A 22,775-nucleotide genomic window follows, 5' to 3' on the forward strand; every position below is an offset into this window, starting at 1 on the left:
AAAGAGTAATATATAATTTAAATAGGCTGTCTTAAAGCAAGACAGCCTATTTTCTATTCAGTTGTAAAAAAACTTTTATTTTTTCATGAATTTGAATTCATGAGATTGGAATCCCCGGGTTGTAATTTTTAATACATAAGCACCTGGGATAAGCTGTGAAACATCAACTTTAGAATCGAATATTTCAGATTTTATAAGACGGCCGTCAATATTGTAAATCTGCATCATTTTCCCATCATTAATTCCTGAAATTTGAATATAATCCGAAACAGGATTAGGGAAAATTTGAATTCTGCCTTTATAAACTTCTTGTATTCCAAGTGCAGGACCTTGTACATCACCGGTCATTGTTGAATTGACAACTGTAAGATTTCCATTACATTCTCCGTTTGTTACAGTTGTATTTTCAATCCAGGTTCCAGAAGTATTGCCTGGAGGTATAGAAAGTGAATTATTTCCTGTTGAGTTGTAATAAATTAAATATGGAGCGGTAAAAGTCCCGTTTCCTTCATCACCGAGAAATTCCCATCTTGTAAGCGCATTATTCCACTGAATTTTAAATTCACAGTTTCCTAATCCACCACAAGGCTGCTGATCATTAATTGGAGTTGTCATATAAATGTTTTTATTAAAAGCATCTATTCCTGTTTTATTGAAAATAAAGTTTTGATTTTCAAATAGGTTATGACATCCGTTAAAGTTAATCGTCTGGGCTGAAGCAGAGCCTACAAATGCCAGACATAATAAGTAAAGGATTTTCATAGCTCTTAATTTTGTGATGGAAATACCCCATTTAATGCAATAATACACTTTAAGGTAAGGAATGGAGGCCTGTTCTCATGAGGCTGACTTCCTCCTGCATTACTTAACATTGTGCTTTTCATAGTAGTATCTGCTGCTGTGTCTGAATACTCTTTATCCAGAATTTTTGTATTAGCAGGAAGGCTGCCTGTTGGCACGTTTTGGTTTCCTTCTGCTGTTACGGCACTCACTGTATGAGTATGTGTAGGCATTTGAGATACTGTTAAGGTTACCGTTTCGGCACCACCTATTTGTCCCATCGTATAAGTTGTTCCTCCTCCGGGAGCCTGCCCGTTATGAACAAGTACTCTGGCTCTCATATCAGGTAATGCGAATGTCGTAACTCCATCTCCGCCATAAGTAGTTCCCAAAAGAGAAAATAGGGCTTGGTTTTGAGAGATCGATAGAGTTTGTCCGTTACATTCGGCCCAGCCATGGGGTACAAAAGTAAAAGCTACAAATGCAATTTGTCCTAAGAAAGGTTCTGATGCCTGAGCTTTTAATGTAGGGGAAAATGCACTGCAGATAAGCAGTGTGCATGTGAAAAGTAAATTTTTCATGATAATTGATTTTTACTAGTATAAATTTAAAAAGAAAAAACCTTTCAGATTGAACTAAAAGGTTTGAATTTATTAATGGTTTTTACGATTTCTATAGATATTTTCTCTAGGAATTCAGTAAATCATGATAATTTGTAATATGCAGATAGCCTTCCTCCTTAATGCTTACTTCCAATTGGTGTTTAACAGCAATATCATAGATTTCCTTGGGAGACATACTTCCTTTTTCACTAAGAGTTTTGCTCATATTTTTAAGCAGATCAAGATGCAGAATCAGGTCTTCTCTTGTTTTTTGTACAAGTTCCTGCATCAGTTTTTCTATTCTTTCATCTGTGATGTGTTGCTGCATGCGGTGAGGGTAGGCTTCCAAATTATAAGCAGCCTGATATTCTTCTTCGAAACCATATTTTCTGATGAAATCAATAGCCAGGCTTGTTGCCTGTTCCCTGTCGTGGCTTCTGCCAATGCTGGCATGCTGGTCTCCGAAAATAATTTCTTCAGCAATTCCTCCGGCAAGATAGATTTTGACTCTGTTCAGAAGGCTTTCCTTGGTATCATGAATCTGATGTGGGAAAGTAAAACCGGCTGCATAGCTGCTTGCTACTTTGCTTTTAAGTTGTAGCGGAGCAAAACCTGTATATAACATGTAAGAAACTGCATGTCCACATTCATGAACACTGATGTTAGCCACTGCATCTTGTTGATTGGCTTGTCGTATACTGTCAATTCTCCCCAGATAAGGAATTTCAATGATTCTGTTACCAATCTTTCCAGTAATAATTTTTTTCTCCTGGAGATAATTGATCTCGATGTTCTTATCATCATGGATAATGGCTTCAAATAGGAATTTGCTGAGGTTGGTATCCAAAATATCCACAACACTGCTGAATACAGGGCGAACTCCTTGAACAGGAAATACTCCGTTTCTGTAGATCAGTTCGTTGATGGCTTTATTTATTTTTATGGAAACTCCGAATTTGGTTTTTGTTTGATGCTTCAGATTATTGATCTCTCTTTGGATGAGCGTATGAAAATCCTCCGTTTTTAATGAAAAATAAATCAGATGAATATTCCCGAATCTGGCTACCTGCTCAGGACGAAATTTTCTGGCTAAAGCATTCTTAATGTCAACAACTGTTATTTTTTTAGTAAATGCGTGATAAATATTGGCATCCACATCTGCTTCACTGGTTTCTTTTGACATCTGAAAAGCTTCATCAAGGTTTCCACTGATGATGATAAGCATTTTGCTGTAATCTACCGGTTCATAGATTTTCTTTTCTTTCTGCTTTTTTCGGATCAGTTTAATCATATCTTCCTCTTTCATGTCAATGATGCTCATCACATCATCGTCCATGCTAAGGTATTTTTTTAATTCTTTGGCATCCCATAAGTTCAGGTATGGATTCTCATCCAGTTCCGTTTCTCCGTTTAGCTTTCGTCTGTCATTTTCTTTTTTTCGGAAAAGGTAAGAGAATAAATAGTGTTCGAGATCTTCCCGTTCTCTTTTGCTTAGGCGGCCATCACTTAAGAGCTCCCAAAAATCAGTGAACTTGGTTTGTGGAACCGGTATACCATCCGGATCTATAGTATTAAAACGTTGGATCTCGTCGAAAAGGGCGATGCTTGGCTTCTCATCACTTAGTCCATTACTTTGTAAGATATCGGATACACTTTTACTCCATGACGTTTCATCCGTATTGCTTAATTCAATCTCTACAAAACGATTTTGAAAATCAAGAAAACGAACCATTTTTCTTACCAGGTCAGTTTTTCCTACTCCAGTCATTCCCCATAGATTAATAACCACAGGGCGGGTTAGGATCTCAGGCATCAGATACCAGATCTGAAGATATTCCATGATATCATCGATGATCTTATCTATACCAATAAACTCTTTTTTAAGATAAGCCTTACAATCGTCCAGCTTTTTCTTTTTCTTCTGGATTTCTTCTTTATCAATAATCATGGATGAAAAATACATTATTTTTTTAGATTATCCTTGAAATCCTCAACCCTGAAATCAGTGAGAGCATTTCCCTTTTCAATTTTCTCCTTAGAATATAATCTGAAGTCGTTTTCTGTTTTTTCTAAAAGATAGTCATAAGGTCCTACATGGGAAATCAGTTTTACCAAAACTGGTGATATTTCAAGACAGATAAATAAACCCATAATAAAAGTGGCTGCCAGTCCTATGATAGCTGAGTTTTTACCAAGTTCGTCCAAAGCCTGAAGTCGGGCAGCAAAACCGTTAAACTTATCTTCAAATGTTTCTGTAGATTTTCTTTCCGTTTCGAGGTTGGTATATACTTTTGAAATTTCCTGATCCAGATATTCCAGTCTTGGGGCTACCTGTTTTTGATAGTTTTCAAGATCCTGTCTGCGTTGCTCCTTCAATTGTTGTTTACGCTTAGCATTCGGCCCGAATCCTTCTCTTCCACTGGTTAAGCCAGACTCTTTCCCCAAAATTTCCTTTTCAAGTTCTACAGATGCAGAATCGTATGATTGTTGATATAGAGCAGCTTTTTCTGCGATTTGTTTCTTCTCTGTTTCAAAAGGACCACTTTGTTGAAGAATTCTTCCACTCATTTCACCCTGAAGTTGTTTTTTATTTCTTTGAATAATGGTGTTCAGCTGTTTATTCACTTCCTTTTCAAATATTTTAAGTTCTAAAGGTTTTGAAATAATAATTCCTAAAAATGTAGCAAGGATTAAACGGGGGATAGACATCAATATTTGATTCCACCATGTTCCGGTTTTTTTAATGGAAGACACAATATATCGGTCAAGATTAAAGATCATTAATCCCCATAAAATTCCAAATCCTATTGCTGCCCAGATATCATCAAATACTGTATACATGGCATAACCTGCCGATAAAGTAGCAAACACGGCGGTGAAAAGCACAATGCCTCCAATACCGGAAAATTTATTCCATTCACTCGGAGTCTTTCTTAAAATATGAATATTCCCACCGGAGCATACCATTAGGAACTTCTGGAACCAATTTATTTTATGATTCGTTTGATTTATAGTTTGTTGGTTTGTTTTCATTATAGAAAATTTATACAAAGGTAATATTAAAAATCATACCAATGTAAAAGATAGTATTATGTTTTACCAAGTAATTTAACTGTTGACTTTAAATTACTTGGTAGGAAGATGGTTTATTAATTAAAAAAATATTTATTTTATATGGCTTTGGATAAATTTATTATCTGGAAATAAGTGATTTGTATGTTTTTTCATTTAGTGGTGAAAAAACAAGGATAATTGTTTGTAGAATTTATAAAATGTTTTATTTTTGCATCAAGGGGAAGTTAGACAATATATTTATGACCTTTGCGGTATAAAGATACAGGCCGTTGAAACCCTGTCTTCCCCTTTTAATTAAAAAAACAACTAATGACCAGAAAAGATTTCCTTGCACTAGGCTCTCTAGGTGTATTCTATTTGCTATTTCCAAGCAATCTGTATTCTAAAGTTACCTCTAACAGTTGTTTGCCTGATGATGTTAATGCATTACTAAAGTCTGCATCCGACCTGAAAAAACAGCAAAAATTTGAGGAAGCAAAAAAAATCTATCAAAAAATTATCGTACAATTTCCTAATGAAATAAGAGCCTATGATGGTATGCGAAAAGCTTTATTATCGCAAAAAAATAAGGAATGGGAAGTGATACTGATGTTTAAAGCAGCTTTACTGACAGCACCGGATAATATTGAGCTTCAGCAGCGTCTCAACAAAGAGTATGTAAATGCTGCGACTGGAAATAAAAAAATAGTAAAACTTATCGGTTCCAAAGGACGTTTATTAACTGATGTTAAAAAGCAATATGAGAGTCCAACTCAAAGAGGGTACAGAAATGTGAATATGCAGGAACAATACTCTAAAGTATGCAGACTGGTAGAGTGGGACGCTGATATTGGAAGCCCTCATAAAAATACAAAGTTTAAAGCCTATAAAAAAGAGCAGTATCAAAAGCAAAAACATAGATTTGATCATCTTACAACAGACGAATTAAATAATGAATTGAATACATTATTGGCAAAGCCTTTTTCTAAAGACAGAGCACAACATATCCGTCAACTTTATAATCTAAGTTTTAAAAAAATGCGGAAAGAAAAAAATCCTGAAGCATTAAATAAGGCATTAACGTATTACAATACCGTAGATAAAAAGGATCCTTTATTTTTAAAATATATTCGCGACCTAGCGCGATTCCAAAAAAAACATGATGTTTTAATTCAGATTGAGAATCAAAATAATACTCTAAAGAAAACATTCTGGTCTGCTTTATCGCTATTAGATGCCTACATCAAAAAGGCAGAGCATCAAAAAAGTGCTGTATCTGCTGAAACGATAGGACTTATGAAGTTTTTAGAAGAAAACATAGATGCTCCAGATAAACGATTTGAAGTTAATACCCGTAAAATCAAGCTTGATATTATGGGAAATCAGCTTGATACTGCTAAAGACAAAATACTTCTTCAATGTAAAAATATGTATGGGGCTTTCAATACACATATGATTGACCGCATAAATGTTCTGATTGCAAAGTACTATTCGAAAAAAGGAGATTCAGAGGGAAAAAAAAGAATATTGAATATTGTGGTTGATCCAAGACAGTATACTGATCATTCGGATTCTCTTATTAAATCAATTGCTTTAATGAATCAGAACAGGATCTCCAAGGGAGTTTACAATCAAAATTTACAAAAACTAATAAGCCAATCATGAAAATAAAATATACTGCTTCTTTTTTTCTGCTCCTTGTTGGAAAGCTTTTTTATTCTCAGATAATGATTACAGAGGTGTATTGGAATACGCCCTATAATGAAAAGCTGAAATTTACTAAGAAAATCAATGGGGTTCCTAACGGTGAGCTGATTGATGCTATAAAACACCATAGAGGAGAATTTGTAGAGATCTATAATTACAGCGATAGAGATCTTAATCTTAAAAATTGGACTTTATATGATTATCAGAGTTCCTTTCAGTTGCCAGATAAGATTATTAAAAGCGGACAGTTTGTGGTAATTGCCTATAGTACTCTTCCTTACAATACAACTCCTTTTTCAGAGTATTTTACTACCACTGCTGGAAAAGAGGATCAAATCATTCTTCAGGATAAGATTATTTTAAGAAATAAGAGAGAAACTTTATCTTTAGGATATGTTACAAATGATGGAGTTGGTGCTATAGTAAGTAAAACGGGATGGGATTTCAGAAGTGAACCTAAACCTAATTTTATAGCTAATTTAGCAGGAAATCCCTCACAGTTTTATACTGTCAAATCAATACAATATCATCCTGATCCCGCATCTACGTTGGACCCAAATGTACAACTTGAACCAGATGCTATCACTGATTATCAGGCAACTCCTAATCCTTTGGCTGCTGATTTTGTTCCTCCTATTCAAAAGTATGAAGATCTGGTTAAAAATATATTTCAGGAATCTTTTTCCAGTTTGGATTGGGGGGATAATGTTGATGAATTGGTTAATAAGACCTGTCTTATTTCAATTGAACAGGTTTCTCAAGCCCCAACAACTCCTAATAATCCTGTAAGAAAATGTTTTTCATATGATGCTGCCGGAAATTTTGTGAATACAAATTGTGGAAAGAATGTTTTAATTCCTCCAATAGAGTTAATTCCACATGATTTGGATGAGATAAAGAATAATATTAAAATATTCCCTAACCCTACCAAAGCTTCGGAGCAGTATAACGTGACGATATCATGGTCTGGTCCGGCATTAGATAAGATCCAGAGCATACAGATTTTTAACTCAACAGGTTCGCTTATTCATAATTTTAATTTTACACCAACTCAAGGTGCCACTACAATTTCTTTTAGCCTGCAGAATCAGCTTCCAGGAACTTTTGTTGCCAATTTTGTTTTAATTAATGGACAGGTAATATCTAAAAACATTTTAAGATGGTAATTTCACAAACAATAAAATTAAAGATATATTCTTTTCTATTCTTCTTTATATCATATCACTCAATATTTGCTCAAGAGAATAAGACTATTGAGATTCCTTTGAAATATAGCACTGCTGGTTATGCCGAGAATAATGCTATGCAGAAAGATATAGCTTCTAAAACAACAGGGTCTAATATACTTACCCCTTCGGTACAGGCGGAAATGAGTACAAGCGAAACAGGTGCTCTTACTTATACGTTACCTATAGAAGTTTTTAAAGGATTAAATAATTTTCAACCCAATGTAGCTTTGGCTTATAATAGTCAGAATAGTAATGGACAGGCTGGATGGGGTTGGAACATCGTAGGACTTTCTGCCATTACAATGGGAGGGAAAAGTAAAGAGATTGATGGAATTACTATTGGACCACAATACGATGGTAAGGACCCATATTATCTGGATGGGCAAAGGTTAATCAAAATTGATGAAACTACTTTTGCCACAGAAAAATTTTCAAAAATTAAAATTACAAAACCTACATCCGGTGAATATAAATTTATTGTTCAGTATACAGATGGTAAAATTGCAAAATATAAGGAGTTGGTTTCTCAACAATTTTATATTTCTACAATTATTGATGCTTTTAACAATGAAATACATTATTCTTATCAGGTAGAAAATAATGTTCCGGTCATAACCAAAATATCATATGGAGGCAGTAATGCTGCGGATGATAAATACTTTGTCAATTTCCTTTATAAAGCACGAAAGAGAAATATTCAAATATTTAGAAAAGGAGTTTCTTATGTTACCAATAAAGTCCTTTATGAAATCAATACAGGATCTTCCAGTGTGCCATTATACAGAAAATATATTCTTTCTCATGATTATATTGAAGATAATAGTGTAGAACGTTTAAGAAATGTGGTTGTAAGTAATGAGAATGGGGAGAATCTTAAACCTCTAAACTTTAATTATAACGCTACCACACAAGGGGTAATAGCTTGGGGAGCAAATAAATGGAGTGGAATTAGTGGTTGGGCTACTGGTTTAGGAAGTGTTACTTTAGGTAATTTTTCAAAAGGAAAATATGCTTATCCTGTTTTTCAGGTTAGAGAACCGAATGGATATTCTATCAGTGATGGTGGAGTTTTTTCAGGAACGATAGATGTAGGAACAAATAATTCAGGTACATCTTTATTTTCTGGTAGAGTTCTGGATCTTAATAACAGATTAACAGAAAAAGATCAATTAATTGTTGTGAATGAATCTCCGATAGGTACTGGAGATTATAACAATCCAAATATTGCAGTAAATCAGCAATTAAAGGACCAGGTTGTCTTCGGTATAAAGAATATGGTGACTGGCGATCTGAGAAAAGTGACAGTTCCTGTAAAAGGAGGACTGGTAGAAGTACAGAACTATATAGCACCAGATCCTTATGATCCTTATAGCCAGGGATCTTATGAAACATCCTATACACGTGATGAGACAAGAAGAGAGTATGTTCAGGCTGACTTTAATAACGACGGGCTCATAGACTTTTTAATTATAGAACCACAAAATCTAAATAGAGGAAATCGTATATATCTGGTTGAAATTGGAAGACAAAATTCCAGTACTGCAATTGATCTTAACCCAATTATTTTAAGTGAAACTTTAGCATTACATGGTAAAGATATTTATCCGGTAGAATTTGACGGGGATGGTCTTCCTGAATTGCTTGTTGTAGATAAATATAATGCAAAATATTCTGTCTATAAAGTAAACTTTGGAACAAATAATCTGGATACATTAGTTTCTAACGAACAACTTTTTAATTTTGGAAGTAAAACGCCTCTTTTTTTTGGAGATTTCAATGGCGATGGTTTAACTGATTTTATTACTCCACAAACTGTTTATGAAATTCCCGAAGATGATAATTCTGGAATTAAAATGGGGGATACTTATTTCAGAATGCAAACAGAAGGCTTGCTATGGTGGAAATATACCGGAAACGGAGCAACATTTATAAAAAATCAGGAAGATTATACAGAACAAAAGATTGCTTATTTAAAACCTTCTCAGAATAACTATATAAAAAGAACAACTTTTTGGCAAAAGTTCTGGAACGGGCAGCCTGATTCATATGAATTTACACGATATGCAACTAATAATATTATTATTACAGATTTTAATAATGATGGAAGGTCAGATATTATTACCATTAATAAAATTGGTAAAATAAAATATAATGTTGATGGGAAATTATATGGAGCACCTGTACAGAATCTATCTAATACTTTATTAAGAAGAGCTTCTGGTTTAAGAATTGAAGAATTTTATTCATCACTTACGAATAGAGTGAATTTTTATGAAAATAAGAATTTACAGGGAGGGACGTTTAAACAATTATCTACCTTTTCTATTGAAAGTAATGAAATTTCTCCTTTATCACTCATTACATCAACTTCCAGTTTTAATTATCTGAATATATTCAGAGCAGGTATTGACATTTTTGATCCAATTTTAAGAGAGAATAAATTTATTGGAATCAGCAATGATAATTTTTTAGAAAAACAGATTCAGGAGGTAAATAATGGCTCAAATGTTCTCCAAAAAATAGGTTATGAAAGTATGGATTATCTGGAGGGGGCTGAGGCTAATATTAACAGGAGTAAAATAGCCTATTATTATAAGCCACAGGAACAGTTAAAATATCCTTATTTGGTACATAAAGCTAATCCAATGCTTTACTTAGTCAATAAAATTCATACTGTATTTGATGATAAAATCCTTACAAAAGAATACCGATATGAAAATGGAATACAGCATCTTGAGGGAAAAGGATTCAGAGGGTTTCAGAAAACTTATGCCAGTGATGCTTATGAATCTGAACTGAAGAATGGAAAGTATATTAATAAAAATCCGGTAAAAGCGGTTTTCTGGAATATTGAGACAAGAGATCCGGAAATGGATAACGCGGTTGTAAAATCTACCTATGGTGGTATCAATAAATTTTTTATTGAAAATACAACACTCAATAAAAAGTTTGATAAAGGAAATCATCAGTATCTTATTATGCCTGTGGAAGAGAACTCCAAAGACATTCTTAAAGATGTTATGATCAGTAAAAAATATAATTATGATGAAGCTGATGATTTGAAATTAAAAAGTGCAAGTACAGATTATAATGGAATTGGATTTTCTATTTCAAAATATACCTATAAACCGGAATTCTCTAACGGAGATCATTATTTCTATGGAAAGATAGCATCTGTTGAAAGTATAGTTTCTAAAGATGGGTTATCACTTTCTACCAAAGAAGAATCTGATTATTTTCCAAACGGAAATGTTTCAGAGTCCAGAAAATATAATAACCAGGCTAATATACCACCTGTTATTACTTCATATACTTATGATGGTATAGGTAATCTGAAAACCCAGACATTATCTACCTCAGGTATTGCAGCTCAAACTACGTCGTATGACTATGAAGGAACCAATCGTTATGTGAATAAAAAAACATCTCATGATGGACTATTTTCTACAACAGAGATAGATTTGCTTGGAAGAATGGTTTCCGAGCTATCCCCACTTGGCCTATCTACTTCTTATCAATATGACAGCTGGGGGAATATAACGGAAATAACAGATTTTCTGGGTAAAAAAACAAACATATGGAAATCTGTTGCAGATCCTTCTTCAGGGGGCTTATATAATCTTCATAAAAAAAAGGAAGGCGGTACTGAAACCATTGTAACCTTTGACAAGTTTGACAAAGAAATTCAGACCAAGATACAGTCTGTAAATGGTAAGTGGATTATTCAGAAAACAGGATATGATATTTTCGGAAAAAAAATAAAATCATCTGAACCTTTTTTTGAAGGGGAAACAATAAAATGGAATACGGTAGAATATGATGAACTCAACCGCCCTGTAAAAAATATTGCATTTACTGGAAAGGTAATTACAACATGCTATGAGAAACTGAAGGTTACGGTGGATGATGGTTACAAAAAAACATCTAAAACTGTAGATGCAATGGGACATGTAGTAAGACAGCAGGATCATGGCGGTGTTTTAACCTATTTATACTATCCTAACGGTACTTTAAAGGAAACCAATTATGAAGGCATCAAAACAAGTTTTGAAATTGATGCCTGGGGAAATAAATCTAAAATTAAAGATCCTTCTGCAGGAACTTTCACCTATGAGTATGATAATTTAAGCCGTATTATCAAAGAGACAACCCCTAAAGGCTATACACTGTATACCTATGATGATTTAGGAAGACCTCTTACTGAAAAAACGTACGGAAATACAGCTGCTGAAAATACCAATATAGAAAAAAAATACACCTATAATGGGCAGACAAAACTTCCTGAAACCATTACAGGAACAAGCAATGGTAATACATTTACCTATACCACTTATTATGATCAGTATTTCAGAATAAAAGGGAAGAAAGAAGAAACACCTGCTTTTACATATACATCATCTACTACATTTGATACCTTTGGGAGAGCGGATACTGTAGATATTAATACTCAATTTTCAGGATATTATTCCTCTTCATCTGTAAAAAATATATATGACAGCAATGGTATACTGATCCAGCAGAATGATGCTGTAAAAAATACTGCGATCTGGCATATATCATCAGTAAATGCAAAAGGACAGACTACTCAGATGGAGTATGGCAATGGGTATACAATTACCAACCAATATCATCCAAATGATTTTTCTCTTACTCAGATAAAGCATCAGAATACCAACAACGGAACATCAGTTCTGGATATAGACTATAATTATGATGTGAATAAAGGAGTGCTCAACTGGCGCAGAAACAATACTTTCGGAAAAAAAGAAGACTTTACCTATGATAAGCTTAACCGTCTTCTTACGGAAGCGGTAAACGGAGTTTTATCTAATGAGTACACTTATGATAAAAGAGGAAGAATAACTTCCAATACAGAATTAGGAAAATATAATTATAACGAAACAGATTATAAATTACAAAGTATTGATTTTAATACTGCAGGGCAGAACGTAAGTGCTCAGAGAGGATTTGCTTCTATTGCTTATAATGCATTCAAAGCACCAATTACCATAAGTCTTGTGGGTAAAGAAGATCTGAATTTTGAATATAATATTCTGAAAACCCGTTACTCCATGTTTTCTACTTCAGGAAAACAAAAGTTTTATACCTCTGATTTTGCAGTAGAATTTACAAAAATTTCAAAGAAAGGAACTGGGACACTTGAAATAACTACTTATTTGACTGGAGATCCTTATTCTGCCAATTATATACAGAGGGATTATATCATGTTAGGAGCATCAATTGACAGATCAGAAAATTACTTTTTACACAGAGATAATCTTGGAAGTATTCTTGCTATCACCAAAGCAGATGGAACTACTGTTGAAAAACGTTTCTTTGATGCCTGGGGAAATCTTAAAGAGCTTGTAGATATAAACGGACAAAAAATTACAGATGCAGTACAGCTTGCTTCAGGAGATATATTTTTAGATAGAGGGTATACAGGACATGAGCATCTGTGGAAAATCGGGCTTATCAATATGAATGCTCGTCTGTATGATCCTGTTCTCAGAAAGTTTTTAAGTCCAGATAATCTGGTTCAGGACCCGTTCAATACGCAGAGTTATGACAGGTTTGGATATGTTTATAATAACCCTTTATTGTATGTGGATGTAGACGGAAATGAAGCGATAACCTTAGGTGTAGCTGTTATTATTGGTATTGCAGTTGCTATTACGACAAAAGCAATTATGAACATGATCAACGGAATACCGTTCTGGTATGGAATGGGGAAAGCTGCGATGATGGGAGGTATATCAGGAGCTATTAGTTTTGGAATAGGATCGGCCGCTACCTCTACTTTTGGAACCATTGTGAGTGTAGGTAAAGCTCTTTTTGAAGCAGGTGCTCATGCTTTAACCAGTGGGGTAATGGCTTCAATAGGGGGTGAGTTTGGGGGAGCTGCTTTTATGAGCGGAGCAATTTCTTCTCTAATGTCTAGTGGAATACAGGCTTTAGGTACTAATTTTGTTGTAAGTAAAACAACAAACAAACCTATTTATAATAACTTTGGAAAAGAATATATGAAAGCGGTTATGGTTACTTCCGGAGGATTAAGTGGAGGTATTTCTTCTACTATTGCTGGGGGAAATTTTTGGGATGGTTTTAGGCAAGGGATTATTACTAGTGGACTTAATCATTTGGGACATTTAGCAGGAGAAGCACTTGAGATAGCAGCCGTAAGGGATGAGATGAAGGAGCGAATTATAGAAAAATGTGGCAAGGTTTATTTAAGTTTTGCGGTTACAGAAGGTACATTACTGGATTTAGCGGAAATTTTTCCAGAACTATATTCCCAAACGGCCAAAGACTTTAGCATTGCGGATGCTACAAATATTATTGGTTTTTCAGGGTATACGTTGGATAAATATGGTGAAATGTCAGATCCAAATGGTTGGACTGTTAATGGAGTTACAGATGGATTTACTACTGGTAAAGTATTAATATCCCCTTCTCGTATGAGGGATGGTATTTTGAAATTTACAAATACCTGGTATCATGAAGGAATACATTCAATTCATGCTGTTTCTGGTTTTACTTCGAGAAACTATGCACTTTTTGTTAATTTGGGATTCAAAAATGCTGATAGGTTAGCTCTGGATGTTTCTGAAGTTATTGCTCATACTACAGCCAATACTATGGCAGGTACCACAACAGCACCATCTATTTTGAAAATGTATTTTGCTGGATATTCTCTTTGGTTAGGATTAACTATAATAAAATAAAATATAAAAAAGTAACATGAAGTATTTTGTATGTATTTTTCTATCTGCTTTTTTTAACGCACAGATAAAAACAGAAATTTTGAAAATTCAAAGTCCTGAATCTTATATAACTGTGCGTATATCAAATAATACTGATAAAAAAGTCATTATTTATGATAGTTTTTTGGTCTCACAATATTCGATATCTAATAATGATAGTCCAATTGCTTTAGAAGGATATACAAACGGAGCTCATCTAGATGCGGGTAATTATCAGCACAATTTTAGTAAGGAACAAATTGAAAAAGCTCAGAAAAAATATAATTTATCTTATGATGATGCTGTTTATTTTTTACAAAATATAAAGACTTCTTTTCTAATAGATCCTAAGAGTAAAAAAGATATTGTATTAAAAGTTTTTCATAAGCGTTCCAATCCTACTGGTGTTATTGAAGAAGGAGTTTATTATTTAAAGGGAACATTATCTTTTAGTACTTATTATTTCCCACAAGCATTTAAAGCTGACCTTATAAAAAATGGCTTTACAATTTTAGATGAAATTGAAATACCCAAAACTCTAATTAATATTAATGATTTCTTTTTAAAGGAAATAAAAAAATAGAATGCTTAATTTTTTGCATTGAACGTATGTCAATAGAAATGATGCGGATACTAATACTTTTGGTATCCGCTTTTTTAATAAGTAAAATAGCTTTATGTGGAATAGTAAATTGAAAATCAGGATAAAAGGATAGTATCTCTGGTTTGGATATATGTAGATAATAATATAAAAAGTAATAATTCCAATAGATTGGATGGCCTGGCAGTAGAATTTGTTATTAACGAATTTGAACTAAGGTGATTAATCTAAAAATTATTTCTATTTTAGAATTACTTTTGAGTTAAGGTCGAATAGACGTAATCTTTTATTTTTACGTGTTATAATAGATATTGGGTTAATTTATTTTCAAACTGTATAAGCTTATGAAACCAATTATTATCTCCTTTTTTATTTTACTACCTATGATCTGCCTAGGACAGGAAAGAACAGAATATACTTATAAATTGAATCTTGATCATATCAATATGGGAGAGATTATTCTTGAAATCGGAAATACTGATAAAACACCAATTAAAGTTCCGGAGCAGATTGATAATAATGCTCTAGTAGTAACTGTGTTTCAAAAAAGTGATACTGAAACCGGTGTATATGATGATACTGATTTTCCAAGGAATCATTTTGACTGTTTTACAGAACCATGTTTTCCTTACAGGATTTTACTGAAAAAGAATAGGATAAAGCAATATAAATTCAGCATACTAAACAGTACTTATTCTCTGGAAAAAAATAAATGGTACCGTTTTAAGGTTTCCTTGAAAACAAGAGTTTGTAAAAATTGTGACTATATAAGTAGCGACTGGATTTACTTTAAAAGATGATCAGTTGATTTCCATTAAAATTCAGAAAATAAAGTATGAAACAGATCCTGCTCCTAATAGTTTTTATAATGTGCTTAAGCTGTACCCAAAATGGTGTAACACTTAATTTTTGTGATGCAGTATATCATACTAATAAAAACTCCTGTCTTGTACTCAATAATGATACCGGTGTAAAATATATTTTTTATCCTCCTTCATTTGTTCAAGATAGTGAATGGGGGTACTTGGGAGGGAATATAGTGATAGTTAATAAAGAAGGTAAAGAACCAAAGATCAATACAGTATATATTGATAGGGAGCAACCTAGAGGAAAAGAGATGGATCAGTTTATATTCAATAAGCATAAAGATTCTTTACTATTGAAAAAGTTATTAGCTCAAGGCGCCCGGATTGACTATTGGGGAGTAAAGAAATACAAGGTAATTACAAAATCAAAATTTGTTTTGGCTTCTGATGAAGAAAAAACTATCTCAAAGAAAATTTCAATTTTTAAAAAAGATCTGGAGGCTTCAGGTAGTTATTATACTTTTGATAAAAAAAAGGAATATTTTATTCAGATAGAATTAAATTTTGACAGTACTGAGATAAAAAAATACTTACCAGAACAACAGATAAACTCTTTGAAAAAAAAAAATATTAAAATATTTCATGGTGTTTTAAAAACAAAGAAAATCCCATTCATATTAGATTAAGTAATTCTATGGTTCTCCCATCAAAATCTCTATTTCAACCTATCCGGATTCTGCTTCAAAAAACTATCCCATCCGGAATATGACTTCGTATCGGTAATCGTTCCAGAGTTAAAATGATGGCATACTGCAACAGCGAGGCCATCGGATGCATCTAAATATTTGGTAGGGAATTCCTTTAAATTAAGGAGATTCTGAAGCATTCCTGCTACCTGTTCTTTGCTGGCATTACCATTTCCTGTAATCGCCATTTTAATTTTCTTAGGAGAATACTCTGTGATAGGAATATTTCTGTAAAGACTGGCCGCCATAGCTACGCCCTGTGCACGTCCCAATTTCAGCATACTTTGTACGTTTTTCCCAAAGAAAGGAGCTTCAAGAGCTACTTCATCAGGATGATATTCATCAATAAGCGCTAAAGTTTTTTCAAAAATATATTTTAGTTTGGTCTCATGGTTAGGGTATTTTTTCAGAATTAATTCATGAATAGAAACCATTTCCATTTTACCTTTTTTAACGGAAATAAGACCAAATCCCATAATAGCGGTTCCGGGATCAATACCTAAAATTATCTTCTCTGCAATCATTGGATCAAAGATAAGACTTTATAAAATAATAATGGATAGAGACGAAGAGATGATAGACAAATAGATTATAGATGCCTGTAGGAGTTATAGAATAAAATAGGGAAGATCTTATATTGTTTCTGTAAGGCTTTTCTCTGCGATAGGAACCCATTTTCCATCATGACGCAACAATAAGATTTTATCAACTAAAAACCTCGTTTTATATTCCTTGTGATGATATTTTTCCCAGGCTTTGAGATAATTTTCCCAACTCAAATCTCTGTAGCCTACAGTCATATGAGGAGTGAAAGAATATTTTGCAAAGGAGAATTGCTGCTTTACCCTGTGGTAAAGATCTGTTAAGTGGATATTATCTTCAGGATGCACAAAGATCACCGGATTTTTGGGATTGGGAAAACTCCCAAAACCATTCAATTCAATTTCAAATGGTGGAAGATTCGTGTCAATTTTTTGAAAAGCGATGTGAATGTCTTCTTCTAATTCCAGTTCTCTGGAAAAAGGAGGGAAAAGGGTGATATGAGCATCATTTTTTAACGCCTTAGAGTTATGATAAGAAATAGCCATATCTCTTTTAAAATCCTTTATCTCCTTAATGATTTCTTCAGACGGATAGATTGCAATGAAGTACATCTTTTTCATAAGGCAAATTAAAAAATTTTAAAATAAATTTTGATACATAAGAAAATTATGCATAGATTTGCAATGTATTAAAACAACACCATGAAAAAAAATAGTCTTTATAAGGGAACCTTACAGAATATTATTTTGAAGCTGCTTTCAAAAGAAATGAAAATGTATGGCTACCAAATTACCCAAAGGGCCAAAGAGCTAACTGAGGGAGAACTTGAAATGACAGAAGGGGCACTTTATCCTTTACTTCATAAATTGGAGGGGGACGGAATGATTACTTCGGAAATTCAGAAAATAAACGGAAGAGATCGTAAATACTACCTGCTCACTGAAAAAGGAAAGAAACAGCAGGCTGAGCAAGAGAGTGAGATGAAAAGTTATCTGATCAATCTTCAATCTATTTTTAGCATATGATGAATACAGTGCAGGAAAGTAAGATTACAGATTATCTTGTTTCCAAGAATCTTTCACTGGATATCCAGATAGAAATTAAGGATCATATGATAAGCCAGATCATGGATTTGGAACTGGAGGAAAATCTTAGTTTTGAAGAGGCTTTTTCCAAAGTAAAAAAATCCTGGAAAGATGAATTTACAACAACCAGTTACTGGATGTTTTTCCGGGAGCCGATTCCATTGATCGCAAAGAAAGTAATCCGCGAAAAATATAACAATCTGTTGAAGAAATCATTTTTAGCAGGACTTCTCTTTTCCGGAATCAATATATTGTTGATTTATCTTGCAAACAATGTGAATATCTACAGTCTCCTTTTTAAAGGATTAAATGGTATGTTTTTATTAGCATTGGGAGTTGTATGGATTCTCAATTTTAAAATCAGAAAATACATGAAACCTGATTTTAAGTATAAAGGGAAATGCTTATATACCATGTATCAGCAGAATATGGGACTCATGCTTTTATGCACGCTATCTATGTTACAATTATTGATGAAGAACGGACATTATGCGTATCAGTTTTTCAGAGAACAGAATCATGCAGATAATCTTATGGTAACAATTACTTTATTAATTCCTTTCTTATTGCAGACTGGCATCATATTTACGCTGTTCAATTTTTATGAGCATAAAAAAAATCTGTTGAGAATGCAAAATATTCTTACCCTTCATGCTAATGGCTAGTAAACACATTAACTCAAAAAATACTAAAAACTAATAACCTATTTTTATATGATTACACTTATTCAGGAAAAAGAAATACAGCAATATCTTTTATCAAAAAAATTAAATCCGAAATTATTTATCGAGATTAAAGACCACTTTATACAACAAATATCTTCTCTCATGGAAGAGCAGAAATCAAACTTTGATGAAGCTTTCCAGAATACAAAATTAAGCTGGAAACAGGAGCTGGAAATTGTAAAAGCAGATCTGTTTTCATTCCATAAGATTACAAGGCTTGAAAAAGAAACACTTCAGAAAAGATTCAGGAATATTATGCTGTATGCTGCTGTTTTCACATTGCTTCTTTCCAAATTTATAGTAACAGGATCAGAGGTATTTATGTATGCTGAAATTGTACTGATAGGAGCCTTGATTTCACTTTTAGCCTATAATATTATTTTCAGAAAAATGAAACTGTACCATTACGTACAGCTCAGTTTCCATCCTTTGATCATAAAGAATGCTCTTGCAGGCATTGTTCTTTTTACTTCTGTTTATCTTTTTTATGATAATCTGGCAGTAGAGGGAAGTGGAATGCTAAAGCTTTTCTTTTTATATGCTATGGCTGTTAAACTTCAGATTTTGTATTATAGAGCACGAAAAACTAGGGTTCTGATCTAAGCTGATTAAGGGTGTTTTCAAGATGGTCTGTAATCTTCTTCACTTCAATATGCGGTTTGAAGACTAAGCCTTTTCCTTTTTCTTCATCTGCAATATTAGAAAGAATAATAACAGAAGTCTTCGTTTCAGGATAATAGATATTCAGAGAAGGAGAACCTTTTACATACCCACTGTGAAAATAAGAATTGGGCTTGCCGATGTTCAACATGATTCCGTAGGCATAGCCCATTTTTCCAAAGATCGCATGTCTTCTTTCTGCACTTTTTGCCATAAAGAGTTTAAGCGTTTCAGGTTTCAGAATTTTTCCGCCATACAACGCATTGTTCCAAGTATGAAGATCCTGAACTGTAGAAAGAACTCCACCGGCAGGAGTACCTATTTCTTTTCCACCTAATCTTTTAGGCATATTGGGAACTTCCTCGAACTTGCCTGCATTTCCCAAATAAGCGGAGGCGAAATTGTTTCCTTTAAAAACATCTCCGGTTGAAGACTGATTCATACCTGCCTTTTTGAATAGTTCTAAAGCATTTTCGTGGTATGACTTTCCGGATACTGTTTCTACAATTTTTCCTAATGCATTAAAACCGTCGTTGGAGTAGAAGAAATCTGATCCACTTTTAAACATCAGTTTTCCACCCATCATATTCAGTCCTGAAGTGTGGTTCAGAAGCTGATGAATCGTAATGTTTTCATATTCCTTAATCTGAAACTCCTTTAAATACTTAGAAACTTTATCTGTAACATTTAATTTTCCCTGTTCCATCTGAAGCAAAACCATAACGGCTGTGAATTGCTTACTAACAGATCCAATGGCGAAAATAGTACTGCTGTCTATTTTAGTTTTTCTCTTAAAATCCGAGTATCCGTTTTCTCTTCTGTAAAGAGGAAGTGAATCTTTAAAAACCGCAATGCTTCCATTGAAATGATATTTTTTGAATGTAGAATCAATCTGCTGTTTTAAAAGCGTTTTCTGAAAAGCGGTGATAGTGGAGTCGATAATTGCTTTTTTATCAACGGGAGGTTGTGAGGTCTCTGTTTTGCACGACAATACTAAAAAACAAAAAGAAATAAGGAACATTAAATTTTTGATCACGGGTGTTTATTTTTTGAAATTAAAATTGATACTCTTAAATATACTGAAATTTTTAAGAGCGTTGTAGGATGCAAAATACGTGCTAAGAAAGGAAAATTGAGGTATTTAATCTATATTTAATAGTTCTTTGAAGACTATTCAATACATTTGAATAGATTATACTTAATCCCACCATCATGAAAGAACATCTGAAAAATGATGCAGTAAACATAAGCCATCTATTAGATATTATAAAAAAACAGGGTTCAGAATACCTGAATTCTCTTGCAGACAGACCTACATCCATCAATAATCCTTTTGAATCGGAACCGGTAAGTATGCCAGAATATGGTTTCGGAACTGAGGATGTCATCAAGCTATTCAACGAAAGATTTGAACCTATTATGGTAGGTTCTTCCGGCCCAAGATATCTGGGATTTGTAACCGGAGGCTCTACACCGGCATCCATTGCTGGAGATTGGCTTACGACGATCTATGATCAGAATCCCAAGTCTGGAAAAGGACAGGGAGATATTTCTGCCAATGTAGAGTTTGAGACTATTAAGCTTCTTCTGGAACTTTTAGAGCTTCCGGATAGTTTTCTGGGTGGTTTCGTAACCGGAGCAACGATGTCTAATTTTACCTGTTTGGCAGTGGCCCGTCAATGGTTAGGAAAAGAAAAAGGACGGGATATTGCAAAAGAGGGGGTGTCTGAAGTATTTAAAGTTCTGACGGCAACTCCTCATTCATCCTCTATAAAGTCACTGTCTCTTTTAGGAATGGGCAGCAATAATATTATCAGGATTAAAACGGATGGAAATGATCGTGAAGCCATTTCTATTAAAGATTTGGAAGAACATATTCTACAGCTTAATAATGAACCATTTATACTGATCTCTAGCGGCGGAACTGTAAATACTGTTGATTTCGATGATTTTATGGAGATCAAAAAATTAAAAGAAACATATAATTTCTGGTGGCATATTGATGCTGCATTTGGTGGTTTTGCTGCTTGCTCAGAGCACTACAAACACCTTGTTGCAGGTTGGGAACATGCAGACAGTATTACCATAGACTGTCATAAATGGCTGAATGTTCCTTATGAAAGTGCCTTATTCTTAGTAAAGGAACAATACAAAATTTTGCAGGTAGAAACCTTTCAGAACTCCAATGCTCCCTATTTGGGAGATCCTTTGGAAGACTTTAGTTATTTAAATTTCCTTCCTGAGAATTCAAGACGGTTAAAAGCTCTTCCAGCCTGGTTTTCTTTAATGGCTTACGGAAAAGAAGGCTATAAGGATATTGTGGAAAATAATGTTTCATTAGCTAGAAATTTTGGAAGGCTTATTGAAAATAGTAATGATTTTAAACTCTTAGCTCCCGTGCGTCTCAATACAGTATGTTTCACCCTGAAAGATGATGCAAAACAAGACGAGGTAGGGAAATTCCTTGAAATGCTGAATAGTACAGGGAAAGTTTTCATGACACCTACTTTCTATAATCAGCATAAAGGGATCAGGGCTGCTTTTGTTAACTGGAAAACCAATGAAACAGATGTTCAGCTAATCTTTGAGACCATGAATACCATTATTACGCAATTAAAATAAAATAAAGTCCACGAATGCACGAATAATCCATTTTTGTATCATATTCTATGTTTCTAAGTTTGTAGGACTTATGTTATTCGTGGCTAAAAAATATAATTTGTATATTATTTTGGAATCAGATCACAGAACCAGAAAACATAGTCTTCCTCCTGGTCATCCGGATTAGATTTTGGCTTGGGATACGTTTTTTTCACCGTTTCTCCAATTTCAAACTGAACCGGCCTTTTAAAAATAGGTCCATCAAAAGTAAACGTATGGAATTCCCCATTTTCTCCACAAGGATCTACATTTTCAGGGAGATCATCAAGAAATTGTTGGTCAATGATTCTTCCTGCAAAGCTTTTGTCCAGATAAGTTCCATTTACACAGGTTACAATTGTTTTAAATCCCAGCTTTAAAAACTCCTGAATAAGGTCAGAGGTATTTTGTTTCCAAAGAGGAAATACACCTTGCATACCGATGGTATTTAATTGTTTTTCTCTGTATTGGCGGAGGTCTTCAAGAAAAATATCCCCAAAAATAGAATGGGTAATACCTTGTGACTGTATTTCAGTCATTGTACTATTCATGAGTTCCTGATATTCTTCCATAGATGGTTCTTTGGGAAGTTCCATTTTTGTAAGCGGAATACCAATAAGAGAAGCCTGTTGTTCCAATAAAAGAACATGAACCCCATGCATAGAAATCCTTTGAAACTCTTTATTGATACTGGTTAATAAAGTTTTTATTTCATATTGATTTTCTTGTACTATTTTATAAAGAGCCAATGCAGAATCTTTCCCGCTGCTCCAGTTGAATAAGACTTTCGGCTTCATTATTCTAAGTTTCTGTTAATACTGCAATTTTATGACAAAATTTGTAACATTCCGATG

Annotated in this window: 18 protein-coding genes; 10 read left to right on the forward strand and 8 right to left on the reverse strand. The window is 33.7% G+C overall.

The features are described 5' to 3' along the window. Positions 1 to 75: 75 nt before the first annotated feature. From BLS98_RS17520 to BLS98_RS17535, 4 genes are all read right to left on the reverse strand, one after another. Entirely contained in the window at positions 76 to 762 is a 687-nt protein-coding gene (locus BLS98_RS17520) for a T9SS type A sorting domain-containing protein (RefSeq protein WP_089737903.1), read from the reverse strand. A gap of 5 nt (positions 763 to 767) precedes the next feature. Continuing rightward, positions 768 to 1,361 carry a phage tail protein gene (locus BLS98_RS17525; protein WP_089737905.1) on the reverse strand — a complete coding sequence of 198 codons (594 nt, stop codon included), beginning with the start codon at positions 1,359 to 1,361 and terminating at the stop codon, positions 768 to 770. Between the two features lie 106 nt (positions 1,362 to 1,467). Next, entirely contained in the window at positions 1,468 to 3,345 is a 1,878-nt protein-coding gene (locus tag BLS98_RS17530) for an AAA family ATPase (RefSeq protein WP_228425340.1), read from the reverse strand. Beyond that, complete coding sequence (locus BLS98_RS17535) at positions 3,345 to 4,415, reverse strand: DUF4407 domain-containing protein (RefSeq protein WP_089737908.1); 1,071 nt, start codon at positions 4,413 to 4,415, stop codon at positions 3,345 to 3,347. The genes BLS98_RS17530 and BLS98_RS17535 overlap by 1 nt, the downstream gene beginning before the upstream one ends. 351 nt (positions 4,416 to 4,766) lie before the next feature. On the opposite strand from BLS98_RS17535, the gene BLS98_RS17540 reads away from it, so the two are divergent. The 6 genes from BLS98_RS17540 (at position 4,767) to BLS98_RS17565 (ending at position 16,208) form a co-directional block, all read left to right on the forward strand. Continuing rightward, on the forward strand, positions 4,767 to 6,101 hold the full coding sequence (locus BLS98_RS17540; RefSeq protein ID WP_089737909.1) for a tetratricopeptide repeat protein: 1,335 nt from the start codon (positions 4,767 to 4,769) through the stop codon (positions 6,099 to 6,101). Continuing rightward, positions 6,098 to 7,309, forward strand: a complete 1,212-nt coding sequence (locus BLS98_RS17545) for a lamin tail domain-containing protein (protein ID WP_089737912.1) — start codon at positions 6,098 to 6,100, stop codon at positions 7,307 to 7,309. The genes BLS98_RS17540 and BLS98_RS17545 overlap by 4 nt, the downstream gene beginning before the upstream one ends. Before the next feature lie 137 nt (positions 7,310 to 7,446). Next, a complete protein-coding gene (locus BLS98_RS17550) occupies positions 7,447 to 14,097 on the forward strand; it encodes an RHS repeat-associated core domain-containing protein (RefSeq protein ID WP_167356250.1) in 6,651 nt (2,216 codons plus the stop codon). 16 nt (positions 14,098 to 14,113) lie between these two features. Next, the gene (locus BLS98_RS17555) at positions 14,114 to 14,698 is read left to right on the forward strand and encodes a hypothetical protein (protein ID WP_089737915.1); all 585 of its coding nucleotides are present in this window, start codon (positions 14,114 to 14,116) and stop codon (positions 14,696 to 14,698) included. 362 nt (positions 14,699 to 15,060) lie between these two features. Beyond that, on the forward strand, positions 15,061 to 15,516 hold the full coding sequence (locus tag BLS98_RS17560) for a hypothetical protein (RefSeq protein ID WP_139166147.1): 456 nt from the start codon (positions 15,061 to 15,063) through the stop codon (positions 15,514 to 15,516). 35 nt (positions 15,517 to 15,551) lie between these two features. Next, on the forward strand, positions 15,552 to 16,208 hold the full coding sequence (locus tag BLS98_RS17565) for a hypothetical protein (RefSeq protein WP_139166148.1): 657 nt from the start codon (positions 15,552 to 15,554) through the stop codon (positions 16,206 to 16,208). Positions 16,209 to 16,237: 29 nt separating this feature from the next. Here the strand turns inward: BLS98_RS17565 and ruvC are convergent, their stop codons facing one another. After that, positions 16,238 to 16,792 carry a crossover junction endodeoxyribonuclease RuvC gene (gene ruvC / locus BLS98_RS17570; RefSeq protein ID WP_045501230.1) on the reverse strand — a complete coding sequence of 185 codons (555 nt, stop codon included), beginning with the start codon at positions 16,790 to 16,792 and terminating at the stop codon, positions 16,238 to 16,240. A gap of 108 nt (positions 16,793 to 16,900) precedes the next feature. Further along, the gene (locus BLS98_RS17575) at positions 16,901 to 17,431 is read right to left on the reverse strand and encodes a 2'-5' RNA ligase family protein (protein WP_089737921.1); all 531 of its coding nucleotides are present in this window, start codon (positions 17,429 to 17,431) and stop codon (positions 16,901 to 16,903) included. A gap of 81 nt (positions 17,432 to 17,512) precedes the next feature. Here BLS98_RS17575 and BLS98_RS17580 point away from each other — a divergent pair, with 81 nt between their 5' ends. From BLS98_RS17580 to BLS98_RS17590, 3 genes are read left to right on the forward strand one after another with little or no spacing between them, the layout of a single operon-like run. After that, positions 17,513 to 17,836, forward strand: a complete 324-nt coding sequence (locus tag BLS98_RS17580; protein ID WP_089737923.1) for a PadR family transcriptional regulator — start codon at positions 17,513 to 17,515, stop codon at positions 17,834 to 17,836. After that, entirely contained in the window at positions 17,833 to 18,561 is a 729-nt protein-coding gene (locus BLS98_RS17585; protein ID WP_089737925.1) for a hypothetical protein, read from the forward strand. The genes BLS98_RS17580 and BLS98_RS17585 overlap by 4 nt, the downstream gene beginning before the upstream one ends. A gap of 48 nt (positions 18,562 to 18,609) precedes the next feature. Next, the gene (locus BLS98_RS17590) at positions 18,610 to 19,224 is read left to right on the forward strand and encodes a hypothetical protein (protein WP_089737926.1); all 615 of its coding nucleotides are present in this window, start codon (positions 18,610 to 18,612) and stop codon (positions 19,222 to 19,224) included. Here the strand turns inward: BLS98_RS17590 and BLS98_RS17595 are convergent. Further along, on the reverse strand, positions 19,208 to 20,317 hold the full coding sequence (locus BLS98_RS17595; protein WP_089737928.1) for a serine hydrolase domain-containing protein: 1,110 nt from the start codon (positions 20,315 to 20,317) through the stop codon (positions 19,208 to 19,210). The genes BLS98_RS17590 and BLS98_RS17595 overlap by 17 nt on opposite strands. Before the next feature lie 176 nt (positions 20,318 to 20,493). On the opposite strand from BLS98_RS17595, the gene BLS98_RS17600 reads away from it, so the two are divergent. Then, on the forward strand, positions 20,494 to 21,903 hold the full coding sequence (locus tag BLS98_RS17600; RefSeq protein ID WP_089737931.1) for a pyridoxal phosphate-dependent decarboxylase family protein: 1,410 nt from the start codon (positions 20,494 to 20,496) through the stop codon (positions 21,901 to 21,903). A 104-nt stretch (positions 21,904 to 22,007) separates the two neighbouring features. Here BLS98_RS17600 and BLS98_RS17605 read toward each other — a convergent pair whose 3' ends face one another. Next, a complete protein-coding gene (locus tag BLS98_RS17605; RefSeq protein ID WP_089737933.1) occupies positions 22,008 to 22,718 on the reverse strand; it encodes a Dph6-related ATP pyrophosphatase in 711 nt (236 codons plus the stop codon). Between the last annotated feature and the right edge of the window lie 57 nt (positions 22,719 to 22,775).

This window comes from Chryseobacterium jejuense, from assembly GCF_900100075.1.
In the GTDB taxonomy this organism is placed as follows: Bacteria; Bacteroidota; Bacteroidia; order Flavobacteriales; family Weeksellaceae; genus Chryseobacterium; species Chryseobacterium jejuense.